At 48.8% G+C, this 21591-nt stretch carries 19 protein-coding genes; 13 read left to right on the forward strand and 6 right to left on the reverse strand.

Annotated elements, in window-relative coordinates; translation table 11 throughout:
* Positions 1-232: 232 nt before the first annotated feature.
* From BN2684_RS14985 to yaaA, 3 genes are all read left to right on the forward strand, one after another.
* Entirely contained in the window at positions 233-1147 is a 915-nt protein-coding gene (locus tag BN2684_RS14985) for an aminoglycoside phosphotransferase family protein (RefSeq protein ID WP_058302974.1), read from the forward strand.
* A gap of 104 nt (positions 1148-1251) precedes the next feature.
* Positions 1252-1830: a DUF4256 domain-containing protein gene (locus BN2684_RS14990; protein WP_058302975.1), complete on the forward strand. Its 579-nt coding sequence runs from the start codon at positions 1252-1254 to the stop codon at positions 1828-1830.
* 40 nt (positions 1831-1870) lie between these two features.
* Complete coding sequence (gene yaaA / locus BN2684_RS14995) at positions 1871-2614, forward strand: peroxide stress protein YaaA (protein ID WP_058302976.1); 744 nt, start codon at positions 1871-1873, stop codon at positions 2612-2614.
* A gap of 97 nt (positions 2615-2711) precedes the next feature.
* Here the strand turns inward: yaaA and BN2684_RS15000 are convergent, their stop codons facing one another.
* Entirely contained in the window at positions 2712-4886 is a 2175-nt protein-coding gene (locus tag BN2684_RS15000; RefSeq protein WP_058304568.1) for a glycosyl hydrolase, read from the reverse strand.
* Between the two features lie 269 nt (positions 4887-5155).
* On the opposite strand from BN2684_RS15000, the gene BN2684_RS15005 reads away from it, so the two are divergent.
* The 3 genes from BN2684_RS15005 (at position 5156) to BN2684_RS15015 (ending at position 7431) form a co-directional block, all read left to right on the forward strand.
* The gene (locus tag BN2684_RS15005; RefSeq protein WP_058302977.1) at positions 5156-5542 is read left to right on the forward strand and encodes a BlaI/MecI/CopY family transcriptional regulator; all 387 of its coding nucleotides are present in this window, start codon (positions 5156-5158) and stop codon (positions 5540-5542) included.
* Between the two features lie 18 nt (positions 5543-5560).
* Positions 5561-6388, forward strand: coding sequence for a helix-turn-helix domain-containing protein (locus BN2684_RS15010; protein ID WP_082651993.1), 828 nt, complete (start codon positions 5561-5563; stop codon positions 6386-6388).
* Between the two features lie 89 nt (positions 6389-6477).
* Positions 6478-7431, forward strand: coding sequence for a hypothetical protein (locus BN2684_RS15015; RefSeq protein ID WP_058302979.1), 954 nt, complete (start codon positions 6478-6480; stop codon positions 7429-7431).
* 146 nt (positions 7432-7577) lie between these two features.
* Here BN2684_RS15015 and BN2684_RS15020 read toward each other — a convergent pair whose 3' ends face one another.
* Complete coding sequence (locus BN2684_RS15020; RefSeq protein ID WP_058302980.1) at positions 7578-8162, reverse strand: TetR/AcrR family transcriptional regulator; 585 nt, start codon at positions 8160-8162, stop codon at positions 7578-7580.
* 137 nt (positions 8163-8299) lie between these two features.
* On the opposite strand from BN2684_RS15020, the gene BN2684_RS15025 reads away from it, so the two are divergent.
* Positions 8300-10150 carry a zinc-binding metallopeptidase family protein gene (locus BN2684_RS15025; protein ID WP_058302981.1) on the forward strand — a complete coding sequence of 617 codons (1851 nt, stop codon included), beginning with the start codon at positions 8300-8302 and terminating at the stop codon, positions 10148-10150.
* 95 nt (positions 10151-10245) lie between these two features.
* Here BN2684_RS15025 and BN2684_RS15030 read toward each other — a convergent pair whose 3' ends face one another.
* On the reverse strand, positions 10246-11838 hold the full coding sequence (locus BN2684_RS15030; protein ID WP_058302982.1) for a bifunctional metallophosphatase/5'-nucleotidase: 1593 nt from the start codon (positions 11836-11838) through the stop codon (positions 10246-10248).
* A 289-nt stretch (positions 11839-12127) separates the two neighbouring features.
* Between BN2684_RS15030 and BN2684_RS15035 the strand changes: the two genes are divergently transcribed.
* Together BN2684_RS15035 and BN2684_RS15040 are read left to right on the forward strand one after the other, a co-directional pair.
* Positions 12128-13048, forward strand: coding sequence for a helix-turn-helix domain-containing protein (locus BN2684_RS15035; RefSeq protein WP_234340247.1), 921 nt, complete (start codon positions 12128-12130; stop codon positions 13046-13048).
* A 48-nt stretch (positions 13049-13096) separates the two neighbouring features.
* Entirely contained in the window at positions 13097-13672 is a 576-nt protein-coding gene (locus BN2684_RS15040; RefSeq protein WP_058302983.1) for a GNAT family N-acetyltransferase, read from the forward strand.
* Between the two features lie 196 nt (positions 13673-13868).
* On the opposite strand, the gene BN2684_RS15045 is transcribed toward BN2684_RS15040, so the two are convergent.
* Positions 13869-15284: a PQQ-dependent sugar dehydrogenase gene (locus BN2684_RS15045; RefSeq protein WP_058302984.1), complete on the reverse strand. Its 1416-nt coding sequence runs from the start codon at positions 15282-15284 to the stop codon at positions 13869-13871.
* Positions 15285-15489: 205 nt separating this feature from the next.
* Between BN2684_RS15045 and BN2684_RS15050 the strand changes: the two genes are divergently transcribed.
* Together BN2684_RS15050 and BN2684_RS15055 are read left to right on the forward strand one after the other, a co-directional pair.
* Positions 15490-16446, forward strand: a complete 957-nt coding sequence (locus BN2684_RS15050; RefSeq protein WP_058302985.1) for a Gfo/Idh/MocA family protein — start codon at positions 15490-15492, stop codon at positions 16444-16446.
* A 23-nt stretch (positions 16447-16469) separates the two neighbouring features.
* Entirely contained in the window at positions 16470-17012 is a 543-nt protein-coding gene (locus tag BN2684_RS15055; RefSeq protein ID WP_058302986.1) for a GNAT family N-acetyltransferase, read from the forward strand.
* Positions 17013-17301: 289 nt separating this feature from the next.
* Here the strand turns inward: BN2684_RS15055 and BN2684_RS15060 are convergent, their stop codons facing one another.
* Together BN2684_RS15060 and BN2684_RS15065 are read right to left on the reverse strand one after the other, a co-directional pair.
* Complete coding sequence (locus BN2684_RS15060; RefSeq protein ID WP_108722159.1) at positions 17302-18180, reverse strand: IS3 family transposase; 879 nt, start codon at positions 18178-18180, stop codon at positions 17302-17304.
* On the reverse strand, positions 18177-18494 hold the full coding sequence (locus BN2684_RS15065; RefSeq protein ID WP_058301425.1) for an LA_3659 family protein: 318 nt from the start codon (positions 18492-18494) through the stop codon (positions 18177-18179). Before BN2684_RS15065 ends, BN2684_RS15060 begins: the two co-directional genes overlap by 4 nt.
* A gap of 511 nt (positions 18495-19005) precedes the next feature.
* Between BN2684_RS15065 and BN2684_RS15070 the strand changes: the two genes are divergently transcribed.
* Positions 19006-19890, forward strand: coding sequence for a helix-turn-helix domain-containing protein (locus BN2684_RS15070; protein WP_058302987.1), 885 nt, complete (start codon positions 19006-19008; stop codon positions 19888-19890).
* A gap of 129 nt (positions 19891-20019) precedes the next feature.
* Positions 20020-21282, forward strand: a complete 1263-nt coding sequence (locus tag BN2684_RS15075; RefSeq protein WP_058302988.1) for a glycoside hydrolase family 27 protein — start codon at positions 20020-20022, stop codon at positions 21280-21282.
* Positions 21283-21591 lie beyond the last annotated feature (309 nt).

A 21591-nucleotide genomic window follows, 5' to 3' on the forward strand; every position in this document is an offset into this window, starting at 1 on the left:
GAGGTCGTCATTGCTGGATCGAGTCCAATGGACATGGTGATAAGGGGTCGGAATGATTCTTTGTAAATAAAGTATACATTGATAAATGGATGGCAGAGAGATAATGTTTGAAGTAGGGTCATTTCCAATAATGGATGTGATTGGAGTGAGTGTTGAACAAATCGGCTAATTAAACGAGACATTGAATATTATGGACGTCACAAGCCACGATTTAGAGAGGGCAAGGTGAAGTATGGAAGATATGATTGTTCGCATAGAAAAGAAAGTCGAGGAAGTCTTACATGCAAAAGTGGATCACATCGAAAAACTTGAAAATGTTCCAAATAACTCTGTCTATAAGATTTTCGTGAAAGACAGACCGTACATATTTAAGATATACAGGCAGAGAGATTGGCCCGAAGACGGGAAGCTCGCTTTTATCAATCAAAAACTGATTGAACATCAGATCGGCTGTGCAAAGCTGATCGCATTCGACAGAAGCGATCCCTTTTTTCAAAACGGTTATTTGCTTGAGGAGTGCCTGCCTGGGGTAACCGCGGATCAAATGAGTTTTGATTCGGAGTCGGGAAAGGAGTTCTATAAACAATTCGCATGTTTGGTTTCGAAAATCCATCAGATTCCAATCGTAAACTACGGCTATATTGGCAGTGGCATTGCATGCTGCGACTCGTTTCTTGAGTCTATGGACGATAAATACGACGAAATCGCGAATGCTTTGATAAACAAGAAGTTATTCGATGAGAAGACCTTACTGGAAATAAAAAAATCGGTTCTCGATCGGCTTCGGTTATGTGAAGGCCTCCCCTCCGTACTGAACCATGGGGATTTATCAACCAAGAACGTAATGATCGATAATCAGGGCGAACTTACTTTAATCGATTGGGATGATGCCATGTCCTATAACTGGATCGCGGATATCTCGAGAATGACTTACTGGATGAAATTTTATTACACGGATTATGAATATGAAATGTACAGAAATGCATTTCTAGAGCATTACATAACGGACAGTTCGATTCGGGATTTCAACGTTTTCGAAAACACCTTTCATGTATGGATCGGTCTGGATCATTTGAATTATGAAACTCATCAGCCTCTCTATGAAAACAGACTCGCGTACTTTAAGGAAACGGTAGAGAAGCTGTGAGATCACTGAATGAGTTTCAGTGTGTTTTAGCGAGAAGCTGGCAAGCTTCTCGTTTTTTGTTGTTATGGTACAATAGGGGCAAAACGGAAAAGGGAGCCATGACCATGACAAAACGCGACATCGACCCTTCAAAAGCGCTGCTGCCAGATCAACGGGAAGAGCTTCTTACCACTTTAAAAAGCCGCTTCGAGAAAAATAAGTCTCGCCATCCAGAGTTGGACTGGGCAGCTGTACAAGCAAGGCTCGAAGCTCATGACGAGAAGCTGTGGTCGCTGCAAGAAATGGAGAGAACAGGCGGCGAACCGGATGTCGTGGGTTTTGACGTTGAAACGGGCGAGTTCATCTTCTGTGATTGCTCGGCGGAAAGCCCGAAAGGACGAAGAAGCGTGTGTTACGACCGGGAAGCACTCGAGTCCCGAAAAGAACATAAACCGCAGAACAGTGTCCTCGATATGGTGGAGGCGATGGGCATTGAGCTCCTAACGGAAGAACAATACAGGAGCCTCCAAACCGTAGGGAAATTCGATCTGAAAAGCTCAAGCTGGGTGAAGACGCCCGACTCGATTCGAAAGCTTGGGGGAGCCATCTTTTGCGATCGCCGTTACGATATGGTCTTCCTGTATCACAACGGAGCGGAGTCTTATTATGGGGCCAGAGGCTTCCGCGGCTCTCTAAGGGTCTGAATACGGATAAGCTGTCCCGAGGAAGAGAAAGAGGAAGATCATGAGAGTCATTATTTCACCTGCCAAAAAAATGAAGACCGACACGGATTTTTTGGGCAGCCGTCAATTGCCGCGATTCCTTGACGAGTCGAAAATGCTGTTGACCCTCGTCAAGAAGCTGAACTACGAGGAAGCCAAAGCGCTATGGAAGTGCAACGACGCGATCACCGAGCTGAACCTAGAGCGGCTTCGGATCATGGACTTGACCCGCCAAGTGACCCCGGCCCTCTTCGCTTATGAAGGCCTTCAATACCAACACATAGCGCCTGGCGTGTTTGAACAGCAGGAGCTGGAGTACCTTGAAGAGCATTTGCGTATCTTGTCCGGTTTTTATGGGGTGCTGCGGCCCTTTGACGGTGTTGTTCCGTACCGGCTGGAAATGCAGGCCAAACTGGAAGGCCCAGACTTTCACTCTCTCTATCAGTTCTGGAACCGAAAGCTGGCGGAAGAGCTGGCGTCGGAGAGTAGCTGCATTCTGAACTTGGCCTCCAAGGAATACAGTAAGTGTATTTCACCTTACCTGAGCAGGGAAACCCGCTTCATCACGTGCGTGTTCGGGCAGTGTGTGAACGATAATGTAGTTGAAAAAGGAACCCTGGCCAAGATGGCCAGGGGCGAGATGGTGCGCTACATGGCGGAGCGACAGATCGACTCTGTGGAGGAGATCAAAGCGTTTAACCGGCTGAGATTTCGATTTGATGAAGAACGGTCCACGGAACTAACGTATGTCTTCATTCAAGAGTGATCATGGGGAAGGGGATAGCGCCTTTTCCTTACTAATCACAACAAAAAGGGTTGGAGCAGGGGCAGTCCCCCCGATCCAACCCTCTTTTCTTGTCTCCTTATGGTTCAATTCCCCATGTAAGCTGACCGTTCAAATACCCGGTAACCTTATCATGGTTTGCGAACTGGCTGCCGGATGCCTTAAATGAGTAATCATTCGTCTGGGTGTAAGCGGACCAATCGGTTTTGGAGAACCGTGCTTGAATCTCTGCGCTCTGACCGGGATTAAGCGTTCCGGCCGAACTCGTAAAGCCAATCTCCAGATAATAATCGGCTCCGGCAACCGGAGTCGCCAGTTTCACGAACTTGCTGGTTACATTCGCGCTCCCAACACTGGCCCAGTCGCACCAGAAATTCTGAGCGATTTCCCCGTCAATCGTATAATAATATCGGAGTTTTACATCACTTAATTGAATCACCGAATTACCGGTGTTGACTACTTTGAGCTTGGGTGAGATTCCGTTGGTGGAAGAACTTGTGTTTCCATTAAAGGCTTGGATCGTCAAGTTACCAGCGGGTGTAGGTGTTGTCGTTGGTGTCGGCGTCGGAGTTGATGTCGGTGTCGATGTTGGTGTCGCCGTTGATGTAGGAGTAGGTGTAGGTGTCGACGTTGGTGTAGGAGTAGGTGTTGGCGTCGACGTTGGTGTAGGTGTAGGAGTAGGTGTAGGTGTCGGCGATGTACTCGGGCTGGGATTGTTCCCCTTTAAATTAGGAAGCTCATCCAATGTGATGACATAACTACTTTGGTAAAGCGTTTTCAAAGTAGCTGGATAATTAAAGGCGGAACTCATGAGATGCTCACCATACCAGGGGCAGAAGTAGAGCCATCCCGATTTTTCCTCGGTCAGATTCTGTACGCTTGGGACGGTGTCGTTCTCCGTCATGGCCACCATTTTCTTACCGTCGGTTAAATCAACTAGCTGATAGAATATCGAGCTAATGGCATCCTCGTTGGGCACACCGGACAAACCGTCAGTGCGGTTGTAAATCGTATTGTATTTATCATAGCCAACAATATCTACCTTGCCGTCACCGGGATACCATGCAGGAGAAGTGCTATACACGTAGCTGTTGTAGGTCCAGATCAAGTTGTGCAAGCCATAGGTTTCCGTAAGTTCGGTATAGAGCATATTCCATAATTGCTTGTACACCTCTGCGCCGGCCGAAGCCCACCAGAACCACGCACCTTCGCCATTCAATCCGCCGTTGCCCTCCGCCTCATGATAGGGACGGAAAATTACCGGCACCTTGTTATTTTGCAGAATCAGCAACTGTTCTGCCAAATCCGCAATGGTCAACTTCACGTATTGATATTCTTTCGTACCGGGAACCACCGCATTGGCGGTATTGAAATTGGTTTCTGTTGGCTTGTAGGTGGCTTGCTTCCAATCTACCGCCTGTCCGAGCTGATAAGTCGTGAAATTGCGAGGTACATTGATGTGCCAGCTAGTTGTCGCGATCCCGCCGCGGTTATTCACCCAATCGATCATCCGATTTGTCGTGCCGTCTTCCCAGCCGTACAACGGATTATAGTTCATTAAATCGAAGCCGCGGATGGCCGGATACTTACCGGTTAAATTGTGGATCCAATCAAACTCCAACTCCGCATTGCCGTCATTCCCGCCTCCGTAAATCTCCTGCTGACCGGAGAGTATATGGTTGCCGTAAACCTCTGTTAAATAATTCATCAAAAGTTGAGTTTCTGATGTGGCTTGAGAATCGGTGAGAACGGGCTGCACATTCAAGGGATCAAGATCGGCATAATCCACCGTGAACGTGTCAAAGTAAGCGTAGCCCCAACCGGACTTCAATTGGATGGTGTTGGCCCCTTGCTTCAGCTTTTGAAAGCCAAAGTCGAAATTCGACCACGTGGTGGTATAGGGCAGCATATACGAGCCCTTGGATACGCCATTAACGGTTAAATATTGAAGCCTTCCGTCCGCACTTAATTCCTGCATGTATCGGGTAGAGATCGCATACATACCGGTTTCCGGGACGGTTACAGTAAGGGTGATGGAACCGGAACTCTGCATCCAGACAAATCCGTTCCCCGAGTATCCGGGTTTGGGCTGTCCGTAAATCTGAGTCGCCACTTGAAGATCAGAGGTTAGCTGAGCGTTTTCGGCTTCGATCGTGAAGAGCGGGGTGTCTGCATGAACGGGGGCTGTCATTAATCCAAGTAACAGGGTAATTGCCAGCATAATTGCGCTTGCCTTTTTGAGCCAGTGCTTCATTTTCATCATCCCTTTCCAATTTTGTTAGGCAAAACATAACAAATTAGATAATAAAATGACAACGCTTACAAAACAAACATAACACACATACCAAATTTTGTAAACCCACCAAAATGAAAAATTTTACAGATTTGCGAATGACACGAATTGAATTTGTAATGGCAAAATTTTACGGAACAGGTATTGATTTTAGGTCTACACGGTGTTAATATAGCTACGTCTACATCCTGTAGGCGTAGCTATATTTGGATGGAAAGGAGGCCGGTGCTATGGATCAAGTGCCGCAGATATCGGAGTCCGAGTTGATCATCATGACGATTATTTGGGACAAAGGGAACTCTGCACGTTTTGCAGAGATTATGGAAGAGCTTGATCAGCTTAAAACGGAATGGAAGAAAAGTACGGTTTTAACGTTTCTATCTCGGCTGATTGAGAAGAACATGCTCTCAACCCGTAAGTTCGGAAGGCGCAATGAGTATACCGCCCTCATGACAAGGAACCACTACCAAGCCTATCAAACCAAACAGTTTTTGGATAAAGTATACAGCGGCAATGTGCAGGGACTTGTCCATATGCTGGTACAAAACCATCTTATCTCTGACAAGGATGTTGAGGAGCTGCGAGAATTCTGGAGGGAGGGTCAGCCCGATGAATGATGTCCTTAGGCTTGTCCTATGTATGATTTAAGCGCGATCTATAACCCCATCACATCGCAAAATCCATTCGTAGGGAATCGATACGATCCATGCTCTCCGTTAAAGCCGTATATTGCAACGTTTTGGGGAACGGAAGACCCCATGTTTGATCTAGAAGCGGAAGGGGATCCTCTTCTTGTTATTCCCGATACGTGCGTGGACATTATATTCGAAATGGATTACCGGACCCATCGATTCAGCGCCCATTATAGCGGAATGAACGACAGACCCTTTATGGCCAGCACCGTTGTGGAGACAACGTTTTATTCTTGTTTCGCCATTCGTTTTTATTTTTGGGCGATCCATTTGTTTGCGGATAATCATTTAAGAGACAGCTTAAACCTTCATATCGATGCGGAGGCGTACTTTCATGGATGGAGCGGCTTTTTCGAAGAGATGATGAGCAGGACACGCACCTTAAAGGAGCGAATCCCGCTAGCCGAAAAGTTTTTGCTAGCCAAGCTAAACTTACACAAAAGCGACCATAATGTCCTGAATGCGGCATATCTTATCTTAAACTCCAAAGGGACAACCCCGATCAAAGAGGTTTGCTCCTATACGGCCGTAAGTCAACGACAGCTCGAGCGTTTGTTTCTGCATCAAATCGGATTGTCCGTCAAAAAGCTGTCAAGCTTGGTCCGGTACCAGAATGTCTGGCAGGATGTCGTATACGCTCGGGAATTTGATATTCAGGATGCAGTCACTATCTATGGATTTGCGGATCAATCTCATCTCCTCAATGAGTTTAAGAAATATCATAGTATGACGCCTAATCAAGCCAAAAAGTTGGCATTTCACCAGCGATAACCGGATGTCGTTTTTTTTCAATACAGGCACTCGTGCAGTCGGTACGATAAAGTGGCAGCATATCTCCCCATAAGAAGAGGAAGGGTGTCATGAGAACAGTAGATCATAACGCTTATCTTGAAATCCGCGAATGGGTTCACCGCAACGCAAGGCCTCTTGAATTGGCCGTGTGGCGATACTTTTTTGAACAGGGGGATCAACAGTCCGTTCTGACCGAATTAGCTTATTATCAGAATGAAGATGGAGGATTCGGCAAGACGATTGATCCTGACAACTGGAATCCTCATTCTACGCCTTATAACGCACAAATTGTGATTAAGCTGCTCCGGCAGATTGGATTTACGGATGTGAAGCACCCGATCTATCAAGGGATCTTTCATTATCTTGAAACGACGGAGCATCAGTCGGCTATTGGATGGTTTTTTACGATTCCCTCGAATGATGATTATCCCCATGGCGTCTGGTGGGATTATAACCCCGAGACGAATGCCTATGAGAGCATAGGGACAACGGCAAGCTTAGCCGGATTCCTGCTCCGCTACGGAGACCCGGAATCAAAGTTGTACAAAACAGCTGCTTCCTATGCGGACATGCTCATGGAGAAGCTGAGAGTAACAACCCCATATGGTGATATGGGAGTTGGCGGGTATTGTGAATTGCTCGAGGATATCGAAGCCGCCGGACTTGAAAGTCAATTCGATTATGAATTGCTTCGCAGCAAGGTGCCGGAGCTAGTGCGCGGCAAAATACAGAATGAACCCAACAATTTTATGGCAAATCCGCTTGAGTTCGTGCTGTCTCGGGAGAGCCTCTTTTATGAGGAAAATAAGCAGGAGGTAGAAGCGGCGCTTGATGTCCTGATCGACCAAAGACCGGCTAACGGGGTATGGGATATTCCTTGGCAATGGTACAACGGGGATAAATATCCCCGAGCCTTTGCGATCAGCGAAAATTGGTGGAAGTCGCTTAAAGCCACGGAAAAGCTGCTGCAGCTGCGCAGGTTTAATCGCTTGGAAGAGGAGGCAGGCCTTGCTCCGGCTTGACAATTCGGAAAGAAATGGAGAGGGTAACGATGGAAAACTCCCGGCTTGTGTATGATTCCATGCTGAAGGGGCTGCTCCAAACCCCGTCGTTGACTCGAATTCAAGAAGTGGACGAGCTGCTCGATACCGTTTGGTAAATTCTTTCGTTATCTCTGGGATAGCGGGGTGTGGTAAATGGCGAGACAAATTTCCGTCATGTCCTCAATGGATTTTGAAAAGTCGGATTCGATCCATTTTACAGCAACATGATAGAGGGCACCTGAGGTAAAGTAAATTCGATAGAGGCTTTGATCGGATTGATCAGGCATGTTTGCGAGCATGATATCCGTTAAACGCTCCAAGATTACATAGTCAAACCTTGCATCTTTGAGGGTTTTATAGATATCGCGTTGCTGGAAAATGACTTCAAAAAGCACTCGAATGAAAGGCTCCGGTTCCTTGGCTTTGCCGGTGATTTCATCCGCATAAGGAATCAGCTTCTGATTAATTTCGAAGATGAGTGAATCGACTAGATCGACTAAGATTTCTTGTTTGGACGAATAATTGTTGTAATAGGCGGTTCGGGATACTCCGGCGCGCTTAACAATATCGGTAATGGAAATTTTGCTAAAGGGCCGTTCCTTGATGAGTTGGATCAGCGCCGTGCAGATGGCTTCTCTCGTCAAACGATTGGTTTCTTGATTGGAGTAATGCTTTGAGGTGTTTGGACTGAATAATTCATAAGGCGACATGACACTTTCCTCCGATTTGTACGTCTTGACCCTCCGTTTATTGTTTTTCCTTATCCGTTTCTCTATACTTTACCACGCGGCATTACAAATGTAATGTCAGGACGATGATTGAGTGAAATGGAAAGGAGCACGGAGACATGGTCGAGAAATTGAATCGGGAATTATCAAGTATTATGCTCTTCCTTTTGGCCTTTTGTGCTTCGGTATTTATCGGTCAAGAGACGGTAATCTCTTTCGCGGCAATCCTTTTTTTAGCCATTGAGTGGGGGATCTCCTATTTTCTTTTGAAGAAACGCACTCCCTTACATGGGGTGTATATGAGTGTAATAGCAGCGGAAGTCTTCTTTTTGGTAACGCAGGAATTTTGGCTGCTTGCGCTTTCGATCTTGCTGTTGATCGTGGCTGGAGTATGGAAGGAATTTTTCTCAGGCGCTGTTCGCAGAAGAGCGAGGGTTTATTCCGTGGTTCGAAGCGTGATACTCAGTTTGGCGGTTCTACTGGTCAGTGTCTTTTGGATGATGGATCTCTATGCACAACCGATTACCAAATCCGTTAAACTGCCGGCTACTCTGACGGCTGAAATCGATCAAACGAAATTGGATTCTACCGCAACAATGCTGAACCATATTGAAACGATGAATTCCTTTGGGAGTCGCACAACAGGCTCTGAAGGCCATAACAAATTCATTTCTTGGCTGGAGCAGCAGGTGACGGATATGGGGCTTACTGTATACCGGGACAAGTACACCTTTGATCGCTGGGAAGAGAAGAAAAGCTCGATCACCATCGATCACCAGGAAATCCATGTGTCCTCCGCCTTTCCCTACTCCGGGGAAACCGATGAACATGGAGTAACAGGCGAGTTCGTTATTACGAAGCGCGGCGATTACGACCGAGCAATAGGCAAAATTGCCGTCGTTGAAATTGAAAATTACAGCCATTTTCCTATTGGAGTGGTGATGAATATGCGCGAATCCTTTCCAGCACAGGCAGGAATTCCTGCAAGTGAAGGCGATCTCGTCCTGACCACCGCTCTGAAAGACGCCAAATTAGCCAAAGCGAAAGAGATGGGGGTTAAGGCGGTTATCCTGGTCTGGAAAGGGGTATCCGATGCCAAGGTCGAACAGCAGTATTTGCCTTTTACCACGGACTATGCGGGAATTCCAGCGGTCTGGGTAAATGAAACAGACGGGCGACAGGTGATCAACGCAGCTAAGGAACACAAAACGGGTACCGTGATTTTGGAAGCAGAACGGCAGCAGCATGCACCGACCGAATCCTTTTATGTGAAAGTCGATGGCATAAATCCAAGCGAATCAATCATCGTGAATACCCATACGGATGGCGTGAATGTTGTGGAGGAAGATGGCGCTGTTGGTATGCTGTCCATGATTCGGTACTTGCAGCAGCAGGAGAAACCGGAGCGAACCTTGATCTTTGCCTTTGTCACTGGACATTTCCGATTGCCCGAATTTAAAGGCACTTCTCAGGCGACATCTACCTGGATGATGGCTCATCCCGAGCTATGGGATGGCAAGGAGGGTCACATGAAAGCGGTGGCGGGAATAACGGTCGAGCATCTAGGCAGCATGGAATGGAAGGACGATGCCTCCGGACGTTATGGGCCAACGGGGGAACGGAGTACGGAGTTTGCCTATGCAGGCAATGAAGTCATGAAAGCGATCTGGCTGAAAGCCATTGAACATCAACCCCACACACGCGCCATAATCTTGCGAGGACATAATAAGTTTGAATTTGGTGAGAGTCAGCCTCTATTCGAAGCAGGCATTCCTGTGATTGGATTCATTCCGATGCCTGATTATCTAACGGTGAATAGCGACAATCGAGAAATGGACAAGTTTGATGTGGAGCTCATGCATGACCAAATTGAATCGTTGTTGAAAGCCATCCAGCTTGTGGATGAAACAACGACGGCCCAACTCGGCAAGGCAGACGGCTATTCCTTCTTTTATGGTCGAACCCGCTAATTTCCCGCACCCTTTATCTGTGGAAAGCCTCTCTTGAACTTCCATTTTACCAGAGGAGCGGTTTTTGTTAGCCTTCAAGGCTTAGGATCAATAAATCAATAGATGACTTTCCAATTATGGTCGCATCCGGCCTGAACGACTTCGCTCTCGCGAATGAAATCGGCCAGGATCTCCGTCATGTCCGTCGGAATTTCGCGCATGACCGGCTTGTTCTTCAGCATGTCAAAGTTACCTCCTCCGCCCGCACGATAGCTGTTCATGACGACGGTGAAGTGGTCATCCGGCTCCAAGGGAATCCCGCCGCGTTCGAGCTTGACGACTCGTTGACCGACTGGCTTCGATATATCGAGCACATAGTCGATGCCTTCCCACATGTCGTAATTGAAATGCTGCGGCTTAGGCTCCAGATAAGCATCGGACACCCGCAAACCACCGCTGGATTCATCCTTCTCGAAATAACGGGCGTTTTGCTCCAGCGCCTCGCGGATATCGCGGCCGGACAGGCGGACCACCTTTAGCGTGTTGGGGTAGATGTAGTTGGATACGACGTCTCTCATCGTGATCCGATCCCCGAAGCCGCGGGCTTCATTCGTGAAGATCGCCGCGCAGGACAGCTCCGCGCCGGTCACCGCCATCTGGACTCGGTTGACGAATTCCGTGAAGGCATGATCGGCCTGGCGGGCGATGAACGGGTCGGGAATCGAGAGATCCCCTTCGGTGCGGCCGATCGGCTGATCCAGCCAATGCTGTGTTCTCTGTTCGTCATCCACGAACAGAGACAAGAATTCCTCGTCGGCCGTGTCCGCTTCCTCCGCCATCAACAGGCGGGCACCCTTGCGCCGAAGAGTCCAGCCTCCCTCCGGCCGGGGCTCAAATTCCAGCTCGACCCGGGCCATCGCTTGTCCGGCGCTGCCTGGCTGGGCGATGACGACGCCGTTCACTTCTCCGGCTAGCAGCCGATGCTGATGGCCGGTCAGCAAGACGTCGATGTCGCCAGCAAGGCGCTCACAGATCGCGTAGCCCTGGTTCTCCCCGGTGAGCGGCTCGGTCGGCGCTCCGGTCGCCGGGTCCCGCTCGAAGCCCCCGTGGTAGCAGACGACGACTGCGTCCGGGTTCTCGTTCGCGCGGATATGAGCGACCCAGCGGGCCGTCGCTTCCAGCGCATCTTCGAAGGACAAACCCTCGATATGGGCCGGCTCCTCCCAGTTCGGAATGTAAGGCGTCGTGATGCCGAGTACGGCGATTCGAATGCCTGCGACGGGCGTGAAGATGCGGTAGGGTTGTCCGTAAGCGGGCTGTCCGTCGGTTGTGCGGGTGATCGTAGCGGACAACCAAGGACAGTTGGAGTCCGAGATCGCCTGGTCGAGCAGGTCGAGTCCGTAATTGAATTCGTGGTTGCCGAGCACAACCGCGTCATAACGCAGCGCATTCAGCGCTCGCGCAGCCGGATGCACTCCGCTGCGGTCGAATTTGGCGTAATGGTACATGAGCGGCGTTCCTTGCAGAAAATCGCCGTTATCGAGGAGCAGCAATGAGGCTGTTTGGCTTCTCTCCCTGCGGATGAGGGTCGCTAACTTGGCGAGTCCGAGTGGCTTGTCGCCGGGGCCGCGATAATCCGTTGGATAGAGATGGCCGTGAATATCGCTGGTGTGCAGGATCGTCAGGACGACAGATTGTGGAGACGTCATCGGGGTATTCCTCCTCTTGCGATGCGATTCATCTAATAGAGTCGGCTCAGAATACCGTTATTATAGCGAACTTAGCCGACAGATTGGTTAACGGAATGTTAGCGTTGCTCGAGCGCACGCCATCAGCGTCCAGAGATGTGGACGGAGTAACGTTGCGGAGCTACAATGATACCGAACACTCACCCTGCTGAAAGCGGAAATAGAAACATGGGATTACCGTGCGGTTGTTGTACAGAAAATGCAAAGCAGAACCGCGTACTTTGTAGAATAATACAAGAGGAAGGAGGGGGTGAAAATCGAAGCGTTGAATCAGACTCAGCAGGTGATCGATATGCTTGAAGCGGATATGATGAACGTCGATTATGAGCAAATTGAAAAACAGACAGGCATTCCTCTGGGCCTTTACCAGCGAATTTTTTCTTATATCTGCGAGATTTCTCTGGCGGGTTATGTACGAAGAAGAAAGCTGACCCTGTCTGCGGAACTGCTTCTGTCGGGAAGGAAAAAAGTCACCGAAGTGGCAATGGAATGCGGCTATGAGAGCAGTTCCTCCTTTTCAAGAGCGTTTAAGGAACAGTTTTCGGTTCCACCTGCACTCCTTACGTATGCCATTTATCAGGACAATGCATTCCCTCCCCTTTCTATCACGGATAAGGACACGTATTATGTTAGGAATGGAAGAAGAATGATGGCGGAGATGGTTAAGCTCGACTATGAGCATACCGAGGATAGGCTCCTTATTGGCATAAGGAACAAGGATTATGGAGTGACAACCAACCAGCTGTGGGATGTCTTTTTTGAGCGGGGCTTTGACATTAAGCTCGCAAGGCTTGAAGAGCATCAAATCGGGATGGAGGACTGCATCGGTCTCGGCTACATGACCGACTTCGCGGATGACAGCGGTCTTGGGGATACCTATATGGTCGGAAAGACTTGTAAGGTGGGAACTCCGGTCCCTGAGGGCATGACGGGCATTCTGATCCCGGGCGGTACAATCGCTAAGGCACAGATAGCTGCAAGCAATCTTGACGATCTGATTAGCAGTGCCTATCCTCTCATCTCCAGCATGGTGCAGATAAATGGCTATACGCTTAAGTATGACCCTTTTTACTGGCTGGAGGTTTACACAGTCAGCGGATTCTGCGAACCTCTTGAAAGCGGAGCAGAGCAAGTTAGTCTTGATTGGCAGATGCCGTGCAGGAAACGATAACAGTGAGTCACTCACTCAATCGATGATAATGACAGGGAGAAATTCGATATGGGCAATCCTTATGCACAATTTCCGCACATCGTCACCGATACCATTATCTTGCGTAAAATCGAAGAAACGGATATCGAAGGGCTGTTTGAAATCTATACCAACGAGAATGTGTTTATGTACATACCGGGGGATCGTAAAAAGAACAAGGCTGCTGTGCAAAATATGATTGGTCATTTCGAAAGAGACTTCCATAAGCGGAAGGTTATCTTCCTGGGGATTTATTTGCCTGAAGCGCCGAATGAAATCGTTGGCGTAGCCGAGATCTTTGACTATGACGATAAGGTAAATCAGATCACGATCGGGTATCGGCTTAATGAGCGCTATTGGGGCAAGGGAATCGCGACTCAGACCGTCAGAGCCATGGTGGAGTATCTTTATAACACCCTTGAAATCAATCGGATCCAAGCCTTTGTCATGCCTGCGAATGAAAGATCCCAAAACGTCCTTCAAAAGAACAACTTCGTTAAGGAAGGGATCATGAGGCAATCCCAGTATTGGACTGGCATAGGAGTTGTTGATTTAACCATGTACTCTTTGCTTCGTTCGGAATTTGAGCCTGTAAAACGACGATAAGAATACTCGCCCTTGCTCACCCCTATGTATATCGGGAAGACGACAGTGAAGCGATCACGCGATTTCTTGCCGAGCAGATCAAATGATGAATAGCAATAGCTGAGAAGTTAAGAAAACCGCTCCTTAGGGAAAATGGAGGCATGTCACCACCATTTTTCCATGAGGAACGGTTTTTTTGTTAATTTCCAGGGATGAATCAAGGGACAATTTCAAAGACCGTGCCTTGATGATAATCCGCCACTTTCATAGAGCCATAAACCCCTAAGTAGAGTTTGGTTTGAGTCAGATTCGTTCCCAGACTGACATAATAAGCGGATTGGGACCCGAAATCATAATCGGTTTCGATGACATGAAAGTCATTAAGTCTGCAGTCGCTTCTGACCCGGGAATAGGCTAAAACCCCTCTAGCCGGAGGTTGAGCTCCTTCGTTCCGCGCCAAATCGGTAAACACGAGGCTCCCGGTTAGACCGAGGATTTCATTTCCGCTATAGGGCTGGACTCCTGTGAGAGCAGTTGCTCCGAACTTATCGGGTCGGGAATCCTTATGAAAATAGCTGATTTGAGGCGGAAGACGACGCACAGAGGTTATGACAGCTTCGTCGTAATAAGCTATTGTTTTCTCATCCATGGTCGGATTTTCGGAACAATCTCTTATGATAGAAGTCGGGAAAGCACCCTCCCACCCTCGCCAGCCCAGGTTAATAAATCCTTCTTCATCGAGTTTAAGCCCCATCAATGAAGCTTGAACAAGCTGAGTAACCGGCATGGGTTTATAGGGAATGAAGGAGTAAATGGACTCGACCAGATCCTGTCCGACATTTCCCACATATTTGATGTATTGATTATTATATCTTTGAAAAGATATCCCCGGTATATTGCGAACCCCTTTGACGATTACCGTAAGCGTCTCTTGAAGAAGTGCGGGAAGCTCATGAAATTGCGTAACGACAGGCGGATGATCGAGAAAGGGATGCTTATGCACATCGATTTCAATGATTTTGCCAGCGATTTCTCGATCATCCTGGCTCAAATTGAAGGGATCATAGCCGGAGCCGCCATCTCCGTTTGTGTAAACAAGCTTTCCCGTTTCAGGCGAGAAGGTTAAGCTGTTGACGCCATTGTGATTGAGAAAGGGTCTTCTCACATGGAGTAATGTTCGCCTTTTATGAGATTGACCATCTGCCTGTAAAATCCACTCTTCCACGGTGTCAATATGATCATATCGAGTTTCACGGTTTATCCACTTCAGATTTAAGGTTTTGGGATTACACGGATCGGGCTGAAAAGGCTCCGAAAGAGCGCCGGGTCCTTGGGTCCCGGCTAAAGAGTAATGAAGATAAAACAGACCGTTATAAGAAAAATGGGGATGAAAGGCTAGCCCGAGCAATCCGCGTTCATCATATCCGCCGCCAGTTGTACCTAGCTTAATGATTCGCGAGCGAATGTCTAAGAATGTCCTTATTCTACCATTGCCTATGCAATAGATCTCTCCTGTCTGGGTTGCGACAAACAAGCTTTCGATGGAATTGCCAGGAAGGATCGCCGTTTTCAAAACGGTGGGTATATTTATCCTGCTCACAATAGGCCGCAAACGTACTCTCACGTTTATCAACTGCCTTTTTCCCGTTATATGGTCCTCTATAGGAATATGAGTGGAACGGTTCTATTAGTACGAAGGGAAGCCGGACCCTTCATGAGGAAGAATGTGTAACCTAAGAAAGAAATTGACCTATAAGAACAGGTGTTCTAAAATGAAGGAGGCATCCAAAGATTAGGTAAAGCTAGAGAAATGAACTTTTAGGGTTGGAGGGTTTTCTGTGATCAAAGTTGGAATATTGGGTACGGGGTTTGGAAGGCAGCACGCAGCATTATTCAAGAAGTTGGAAGGCTTCGAGGTCGTTGCCATCTATGGTCGGGACGAAGCGAAATTACAGGAAATCAACGAGTCTCTGAACATTCACACAACCACGGATATGTACGAGATTATCCATAACAAGGAGATCGACTTAGTTGATATTTGCCTGCCGACCTCACTTCATGCCCAGTGGGCGATGGAAGCTTTGAAGAACCATAAGCATGTTTTTTGCGAAACTCCGCTTTCCTATTCCTTCGCTGAGGCGGAGGAAGTGTTAAAGCTTTCAAAGGAAGTTCAACGACATGTCTTTGTGGATTTGTTCTATAAATTTTCGACTCCGCACCATCTTACGATAAACAAAATCAAAAACCTTGAGTGTGGTCAGGTCAGATCCTTTCATTCGTATAACAAAACGGCTCCGAACTGGGGCAACCTGGGATTGCCCAAGAACGTCACGGATTTCCACACCCACAATTTTGATTTCCTGATGGAGATTTTGGGCATGCCCGAGCAGGTGGCTTCCAATGGCATCGACTTTGGGGACGAGTCCATCGTCATCACAACATTGAATTACCCTAATCAATTCGCAGTTGTTGAAAGCTACTCAAATTTACCTAAAGGTTCTCCGTTTTATGTAGGCTTCGAGGTGAATTGTGAAAGAGGCTCCATCAAATTCGATGCCGAATATGGGATGGACTCCAAGGAAGAGTTTGTCCTCTATCATAGCGATGGAACTAAGGAAGTGTTAACTCCCCAAATGCAGGATGATTATGAGCAGGTCATTCTGCATCTGAAGGATTGCTTGGAACAGGGGAAGAAAAGCGAGCATCTCGATATGGAAGCCGCAATGGACGTTATGAAGATTAGGGATGCCGTGTTGAAGTCCTTAGAAGCCAAAAAACCGATTCTCCTCGGTTGAGAAGAAAGAGGGGGAGAATAAACATGAGCCTGCAACTCTTTCATTCATTGGAAGGACAGAAGATCCGTTTCAAACCCATGTCTGTAGAGGATGCACAAGCCATCCATGACTATGCGTCAGATGAGTTGGTATCTCGTTTCATTGGTTGGAGGTTAATGAAGACTGCAAATGAAACGAAGGAATACGTTGAAGTCATGATGGAGCGAGAACGAGCGGGCACTCATTACTACGCCTCCATTGTTCTCCAATCCACTCAGGAAGTGATCGGCACCGCTATGATCTTCCATTTTGACGAAGAAGCCAACCATGCCGAAATCGGTTATGTGTTCCACAGAGACCATTGGGGCAAGGGGTATGGAACAGAGAGCGTTGCCATGATGAGCGATTTCGCCTTTGAAATCCTTCAGCTTCATAAACTTCATGCGAGTGTAGTGGATGCCAATGGAGGCTCCGCCCGGATCCTGGAGAAGAATGGGTATCAGTTGGAGGGACGATTAAAGGATCATTATTATATCGAAGGCACCTATTACGATGCCTTGCTGTTAGGGAGAATTCAGCCGTCTTGAGGAAAGAGGGGACTTCCCTCAATAACTCGAAAGAAAACCAAGTAGCAAAGCGAGAACAAGCCGCTTAGCTACTTGGTTTTTGACGTCTCGTCTTCATGAGCAGATGTAGGCAGGGAAACTCTCCGATCTCCAGACTTACGACTGGTTAGCATGGAAGCAGGAACCGCTCAAGCCCCGGCTGTTCTCCAGCGGGTTTGATTGTAACGGAAACAGCAGCCGTTAATCAGCTCGAAATGGCTCTCTTCTCCGCCTAATGGAAATGGTGGACCTCTGTCAAGAAAGTGGACGGTCAGGAAGCGGAATGAGTAGAAAAAAGAGCTGCAAAACGAACAGGAGAGAGATAGCCTAAGGTGCTGTGGATTCGTTTGCGGTTGTAGTAAAACTCGATGTATTGGAAAAGGGAATGGTAAGCCTGGTCCTTGTTCTTGAAACGGGGGTTGCAGTAAATGAGCTCTTTCTTCAAGATGCTGTGCCACGACTCGATGCAGGCGTTGTCATAGCAATTGCCCTTTCGGCTCATGCTGGGTTTCATGTGATAGAGGCACAACTGATTTCGGTAGTCTTGAGAGGTGTATTGCGAACCTCGGTCGGAGTGGTGAATCAAGCCTTTTTCGGGTCGCTTGGCTGCATATGCATCTTGTAAAGCACCGAGTACGAGGCTCGTTTCCATGTGGTGATCCAGACGCCATCCAACAATCTCACGCGTACATAGATCCATGACGCTGGCCAAGTACAAGCGCCCTTCTCGACAAGGAATCGAGGTGATGTCCGTCACCCATACCATATTCGGCTTCGGCACCCTGAATTGTTGATTGAGGTGGTTGGGGGAAACGGGATGGTCGGGATTGGAGCAGGTTGTCTGTACCCGGTATTTTCTGGACACAACCGAGCGGAGGCTCATCTCTCGCATGTATACGCTCACGGTACGCTCAGAGATCGTATGTCCCTCTTGACGAAGCAGTCGGGTAATCTTCGGGCTTCCGTACCGCTTCTGATGGTCGGCGAAGTGATATTGAATGCGCTTGAGCACAATCGCTTTGCGTCGCTTCTGTTTACTCGACCGCTCGACTCTCCACTTGTAATACCCGCTCCGTGAAACCCGTAGGGTTGTGCACATCTTCTCCAAGCGGAACTCGGAGCGATGATCCTCAATAAACCGGAATCTCAGTTCTTTGGTTTGCTGAAGATGTGCACTGCTTTTTTTACGATGGCGAGCTCTTCTTCCACATCGGAGAGTTTTTGCTCTTTTTCATGGAGTTGCCGGTTTAGTTCGCTCAACTTCGCTTCCAGTTCACGTACCCGATCTCCGCTAGCTGCCGGTTCATATTTCAGTTCACGGTACTGGCCCATCCATTGGTGGAGGGTGCCTCTTGGAATGTTGAGTTCCTCTGCTAGATCCGCTACTGTTTTTGTTTGTTCCTGAATGAACCGCACGGTCTGCTTTTTGAATTCCTCGTTGTACCGTTGTCGTTGTTCGCCCATGGGGACACCTCCGTTGGCTTCATTATCCGCAGTCTGTTAGCCGGTGTCCACTTTTTATTCTAGTTGCATGGATGCAGCTATTTGACTTCCTTCGGCGTGATAATCGGCGATTGACCCCATTTGCGGCGTGCAGTTCCATTAGAATTTCAAAACCCTACTTATTGGCGAAATAGCAGCCGTGACCGCCATTAGAAAAACAGCACCCGAGCAGTTTTGGAGTAACCCCTTGGAATTGTTATTTGATAGCTCGATGATGTCTGGGGAGGTACTCCCCTGATTGATCGGAGGTTTCGCACACCCAAAAGGGGTTTGAGAAGGAAGCAATCAAGCCGATAAGGGAGCGGATCAAGCCAGCTGATTCTCACCGCGTCAGGATCCTCCTGAGCGTATGAAGTGGACGCAGCCCGAGTGAAGACGCGGGAGCGTTCTTTTTTTCGGAAATGGAATGGCTTGTTTGTTATGATACAAAGGAATCTAGGGTGCTTGATCGATGGGAAGGAGTGAATGCTTCATGGCGACGGATATGCCGTCGGGGACGTTTGGTTTTCGTTTTACGTCCTCTGACCGTCTGGCGTTATGTAATTTATTCGCGGTTGGTCGGGATCGCGTGCAGGACCCGGCTTATCGATGGGATGGAGAGACCCGAACGGACGGCCCTTTGCTGTTGTTCCAATATACGCTGGATGGTGAAGGGGTGTTTGAGAATGAGAGCGGGATCTACCGGATTGGGCCGGGGCAAGCGATTATGGCGCAAATTCCGGGTCCGCATCGGTACTACTTTCCAGAGGACGGAACCCACTGGTCATTCCTCTTTCTCTTGATGCGGCCCGACTTGATCCAGCCGAATTGGGAAGACTCGCTGCGGCGCTTGGGTGAAGCGCCATTCTTGCCCCATACGAGCTGTCCCATCCGTTTACTACAGCATATTTGGGATGAAGCGCATGGAGCTCGGATCATAGAGCCGTACACGGCTTCCTCCTACGTGTATCAATTCGTATCTGAGCTATGCAGATATGCGTCGGCTCCGCAGGGGAACAACCGCCTGTGGCCGGAGAAAATTCGTCTGGCCGTCGAATACATCGAGAGCCACTACTCCCGAATGATCAGCCTGGACCAGTTGTCGGAAAGACTCGGGCTGTCCAAATACCATTTGCTGAGGGTATTTACGGAGACGGTGGGGGTTTCGCCCAACCATTATCTGAACCGCGTCCGAATCGAAGCAGCGATGCGGCTTCTCCGGGAGACGGACTGGAGCGTAGAGAGGATTGCCGAGCAGGTCGGATATTCCGGTGGCAGTTATTTTATCAAAGTCTTTCGCAATTTGACTGGATTGACACCAGGTAATTTCCGCTCGGGTGAAGGAACGTTGACGTACAGCCGGTTGTTCTTTGATTAGGCTTCGAAGAGCGACCGCAATATTTTGCTATCAGGGGTCCAAGATTACTATAGAATCGGTGTGTTATCAAAAGTAAGCTAAGGAAGGAGAGGATCCCTCCACATTTTCAGTCTACACAGGAGGTTCGACATGCAGCATCATCACTTTGCTCCAACCCCTCCGATGGGATGGAACAGCTGGGATTGTTACGGAGCAGCCGTTACGGAAAAGGATGTCCGTGGAAACGCGGACTATATGGCGGAACATCTGAAGGATTATGGATGGGAATACGTCGTGGTTGATATTCAATGGTACGAGCCTGGGGCTGTTTCCCATGTTTATCGCCCATTCGTCCGGCTGGAGACCGACGGGTATTCCAGGCTGATTCCCGCCGTGAACCGTTTCCCTTCCGCCACTGGCGGGCAAGGGTTTAAGCCGCTTGCCGACTATGTGCACAGCCTTGGCTTGAAGTTTGGTATCCACATCATGCGCGGAATTCCCCGTCAAGCGGTTCATGACAATACACCCATCAAGGGAACGAATATAAAGGCGCGCGCCATCGCCCATACATGCTCCTTCTGCGGATGGAATAGCGATATGTACGGGGTTGACGCTTCCAAAGAAGGCGCGTTCGACTATTATCGCTCCCTCATGGAACTGTATGCCGAATGGGGCGTCGATTATATCAAGGTTGACGATATCGCGGATTCCTGGCTGCACGGCGGACCGCATCTTGCCGAGATCGAGTTGATTCGCAAGGCGATTGACTCCATCGGCCGACCGATCGTGCTGAGCCTGTCGCCTGGACCAGCACCCGTCGGTCATGCTGATTTCTTTGATGCGAATGCCAATATGTGGAGGATAACCGATGATTTCTGGGATCAGTGGCCGCTCCTCCTGGACATGTTCGATCGCTGTGAAACCTGGCAAGGCCGTCCGAAACCTGGCAGTTGGCCGGATTGTGATATGCTGCCGCTCGGCCGAATCGTCGACGGGATGACCAAGTTCACACACGATGAGCAGCTTACCTTAATGACGCTGTGGACGATCTTCCGCTCCCCGCTCATGTTCGGAGGGGATCTGCGCGATAACGACGAGTGGACGCTGTCGCTGCTTACGAACCGGGACGTTCTCGCGATGCACCGCGATAGCTCGGGCGCACGGAAGGTCATGCGGGCCGATGACCGGGTTGTCTGGGCAGCCGAGTGTGACAATGGCGAGCACTATGCCGCATTCTTCAATACCGGTGAGACCGAAACGCAAGTATCCGTGTCCCTCGCCGACTTGGCGATCACCGGTCAAGCTCGCGTCAAGGAGCTCTGGACAGGTAAGGAGATCGGATGGCTCTCGGAATCGTTGTCCTCCACCATTCCTCCGCATGGAGCTGCTTTATTCCAGCTCATTTGCGAATGAGTCGGAGAGAGAGATAAGAATCAGAGGGAATTTGAACCGGATGCTGGGAAGTGGAAAATATTGTGGATGCATTCGAGGTCATGCGAAACAACGGGCAAGAGCCGGAGTGCGACGAGGAGCTGTCGTATCGGGTAAAATGCTTGGAGGACGATATCCCGTAGTTTTGATAGGAACGAGTGATTGCTCTCGAAGAATTTACGGTAAACGCGAGATTTGAGAATTGACTTTGACATCTATCGAAAGCTGCTATTAAGATGGTGACTTATTAGGACTATACCAAGGAAGCCCGAAACAAAGGGGTTCACCGGT

Source organism: Gorillibacterium timonense, assembly GCF_001457415.1.
GTDB classification, from domain to species: Bacteria; Bacillota; Bacilli; order Paenibacillales; family NBRC-103111; genus Gorillibacterium; species Gorillibacterium timonense.

What these genes read in the sequence shown, in the direction of transcription:
- BN2684_RS15075 (WP_058302988.1), top strand. Translation starts at nt 20,020, where the DNA reads ATGCAGCATCATCACTTTGCTCCAACCCCTCCGATGGGATGGAACAGC.
- BN2684_RS15015 (WP_058302979.1), top strand. Translation starts at nt 6,478, where the DNA reads ATGAGAACAGTAGATCATAACGCTTATCTTGAAATCCGCGAATGGGTT.
- BN2684_RS15025 (WP_058302981.1), top strand. Translation starts at nt 8,300, where the DNA reads ATGGTCGAGAAATTGAATCGGGAATTATCAAGTATTATGCTCTTCCTT.
- BN2684_RS15000 (WP_058304568.1), bottom strand. Translation starts at nt 4,886, where the DNA reads ATGAAGCACTGGCTCAAAAAGGCAAGCGCAATTATGCTGGCAATTACC.
- BN2684_RS15005 (WP_058302977.1), top strand. Translation starts at nt 5,156, where the DNA reads ATGGATCAAGTGCCGCAGATATCGGAGTCCGAGTTGATCATCATGACG.
- BN2684_RS15070 (WP_058302987.1), top strand. Translation starts at nt 19,006, where the DNA reads ATGGCGACGGATATGCCGTCGGGGACGTTTGGTTTTCGTTTTACGTCC.
- BN2684_RS15040 (WP_058302983.1), top strand. Translation starts at nt 13,097, where the DNA reads ATGGGCAATCCTTATGCACAATTTCCGCACATCGTCACCGATACCATT.
- BN2684_RS15030 (WP_058302982.1), bottom strand. Translation starts at nt 11,838, where the DNA reads ATGACGTCTCCACAATCTGTCGTCCTGACGATCCTGCACACCAGCGAT.
- BN2684_RS14985 (WP_058302974.1), top strand. Translation starts at nt 233, where the DNA reads ATGGAAGATATGATTGTTCGCATAGAAAAGAAAGTCGAGGAAGTCTTA.
- BN2684_RS15010 (WP_082651993.1), top strand. Translation starts at nt 5,561, where the DNA reads ATGTATGATTTAAGCGCGATCTATAACCCCATCACATCGCAAAATCCA.
- BN2684_RS15065 (WP_058301425.1), bottom strand. Translation starts at nt 18,494, where the DNA reads ATGGGCGAACAACGACAACGGTACAACGAGGAATTCAAAAAGCAGACC.
- BN2684_RS15055 (WP_058302986.1), top strand. Translation starts at nt 16,470, where the DNA reads ATGAGCCTGCAACTCTTTCATTCATTGGAAGGACAGAAGATCCGTTTC.
- BN2684_RS14990 (WP_058302975.1), top strand. Translation starts at nt 1,252, where the DNA reads ATGACAAAACGCGACATCGACCCTTCAAAAGCGCTGCTGCCAGATCAA.
- BN2684_RS15020 (WP_058302980.1), bottom strand. Translation starts at nt 8,162, where the DNA reads ATGTCGCCTTATGAATTATTCAGTCCAAACACCTCAAAGCATTACTCC.
- yaaA (WP_058302976.1), top strand. Translation starts at nt 1,871, where the DNA reads ATGAGAGTCATTATTTCACCTGCCAAAAAAATGAAGACCGACACGGAT.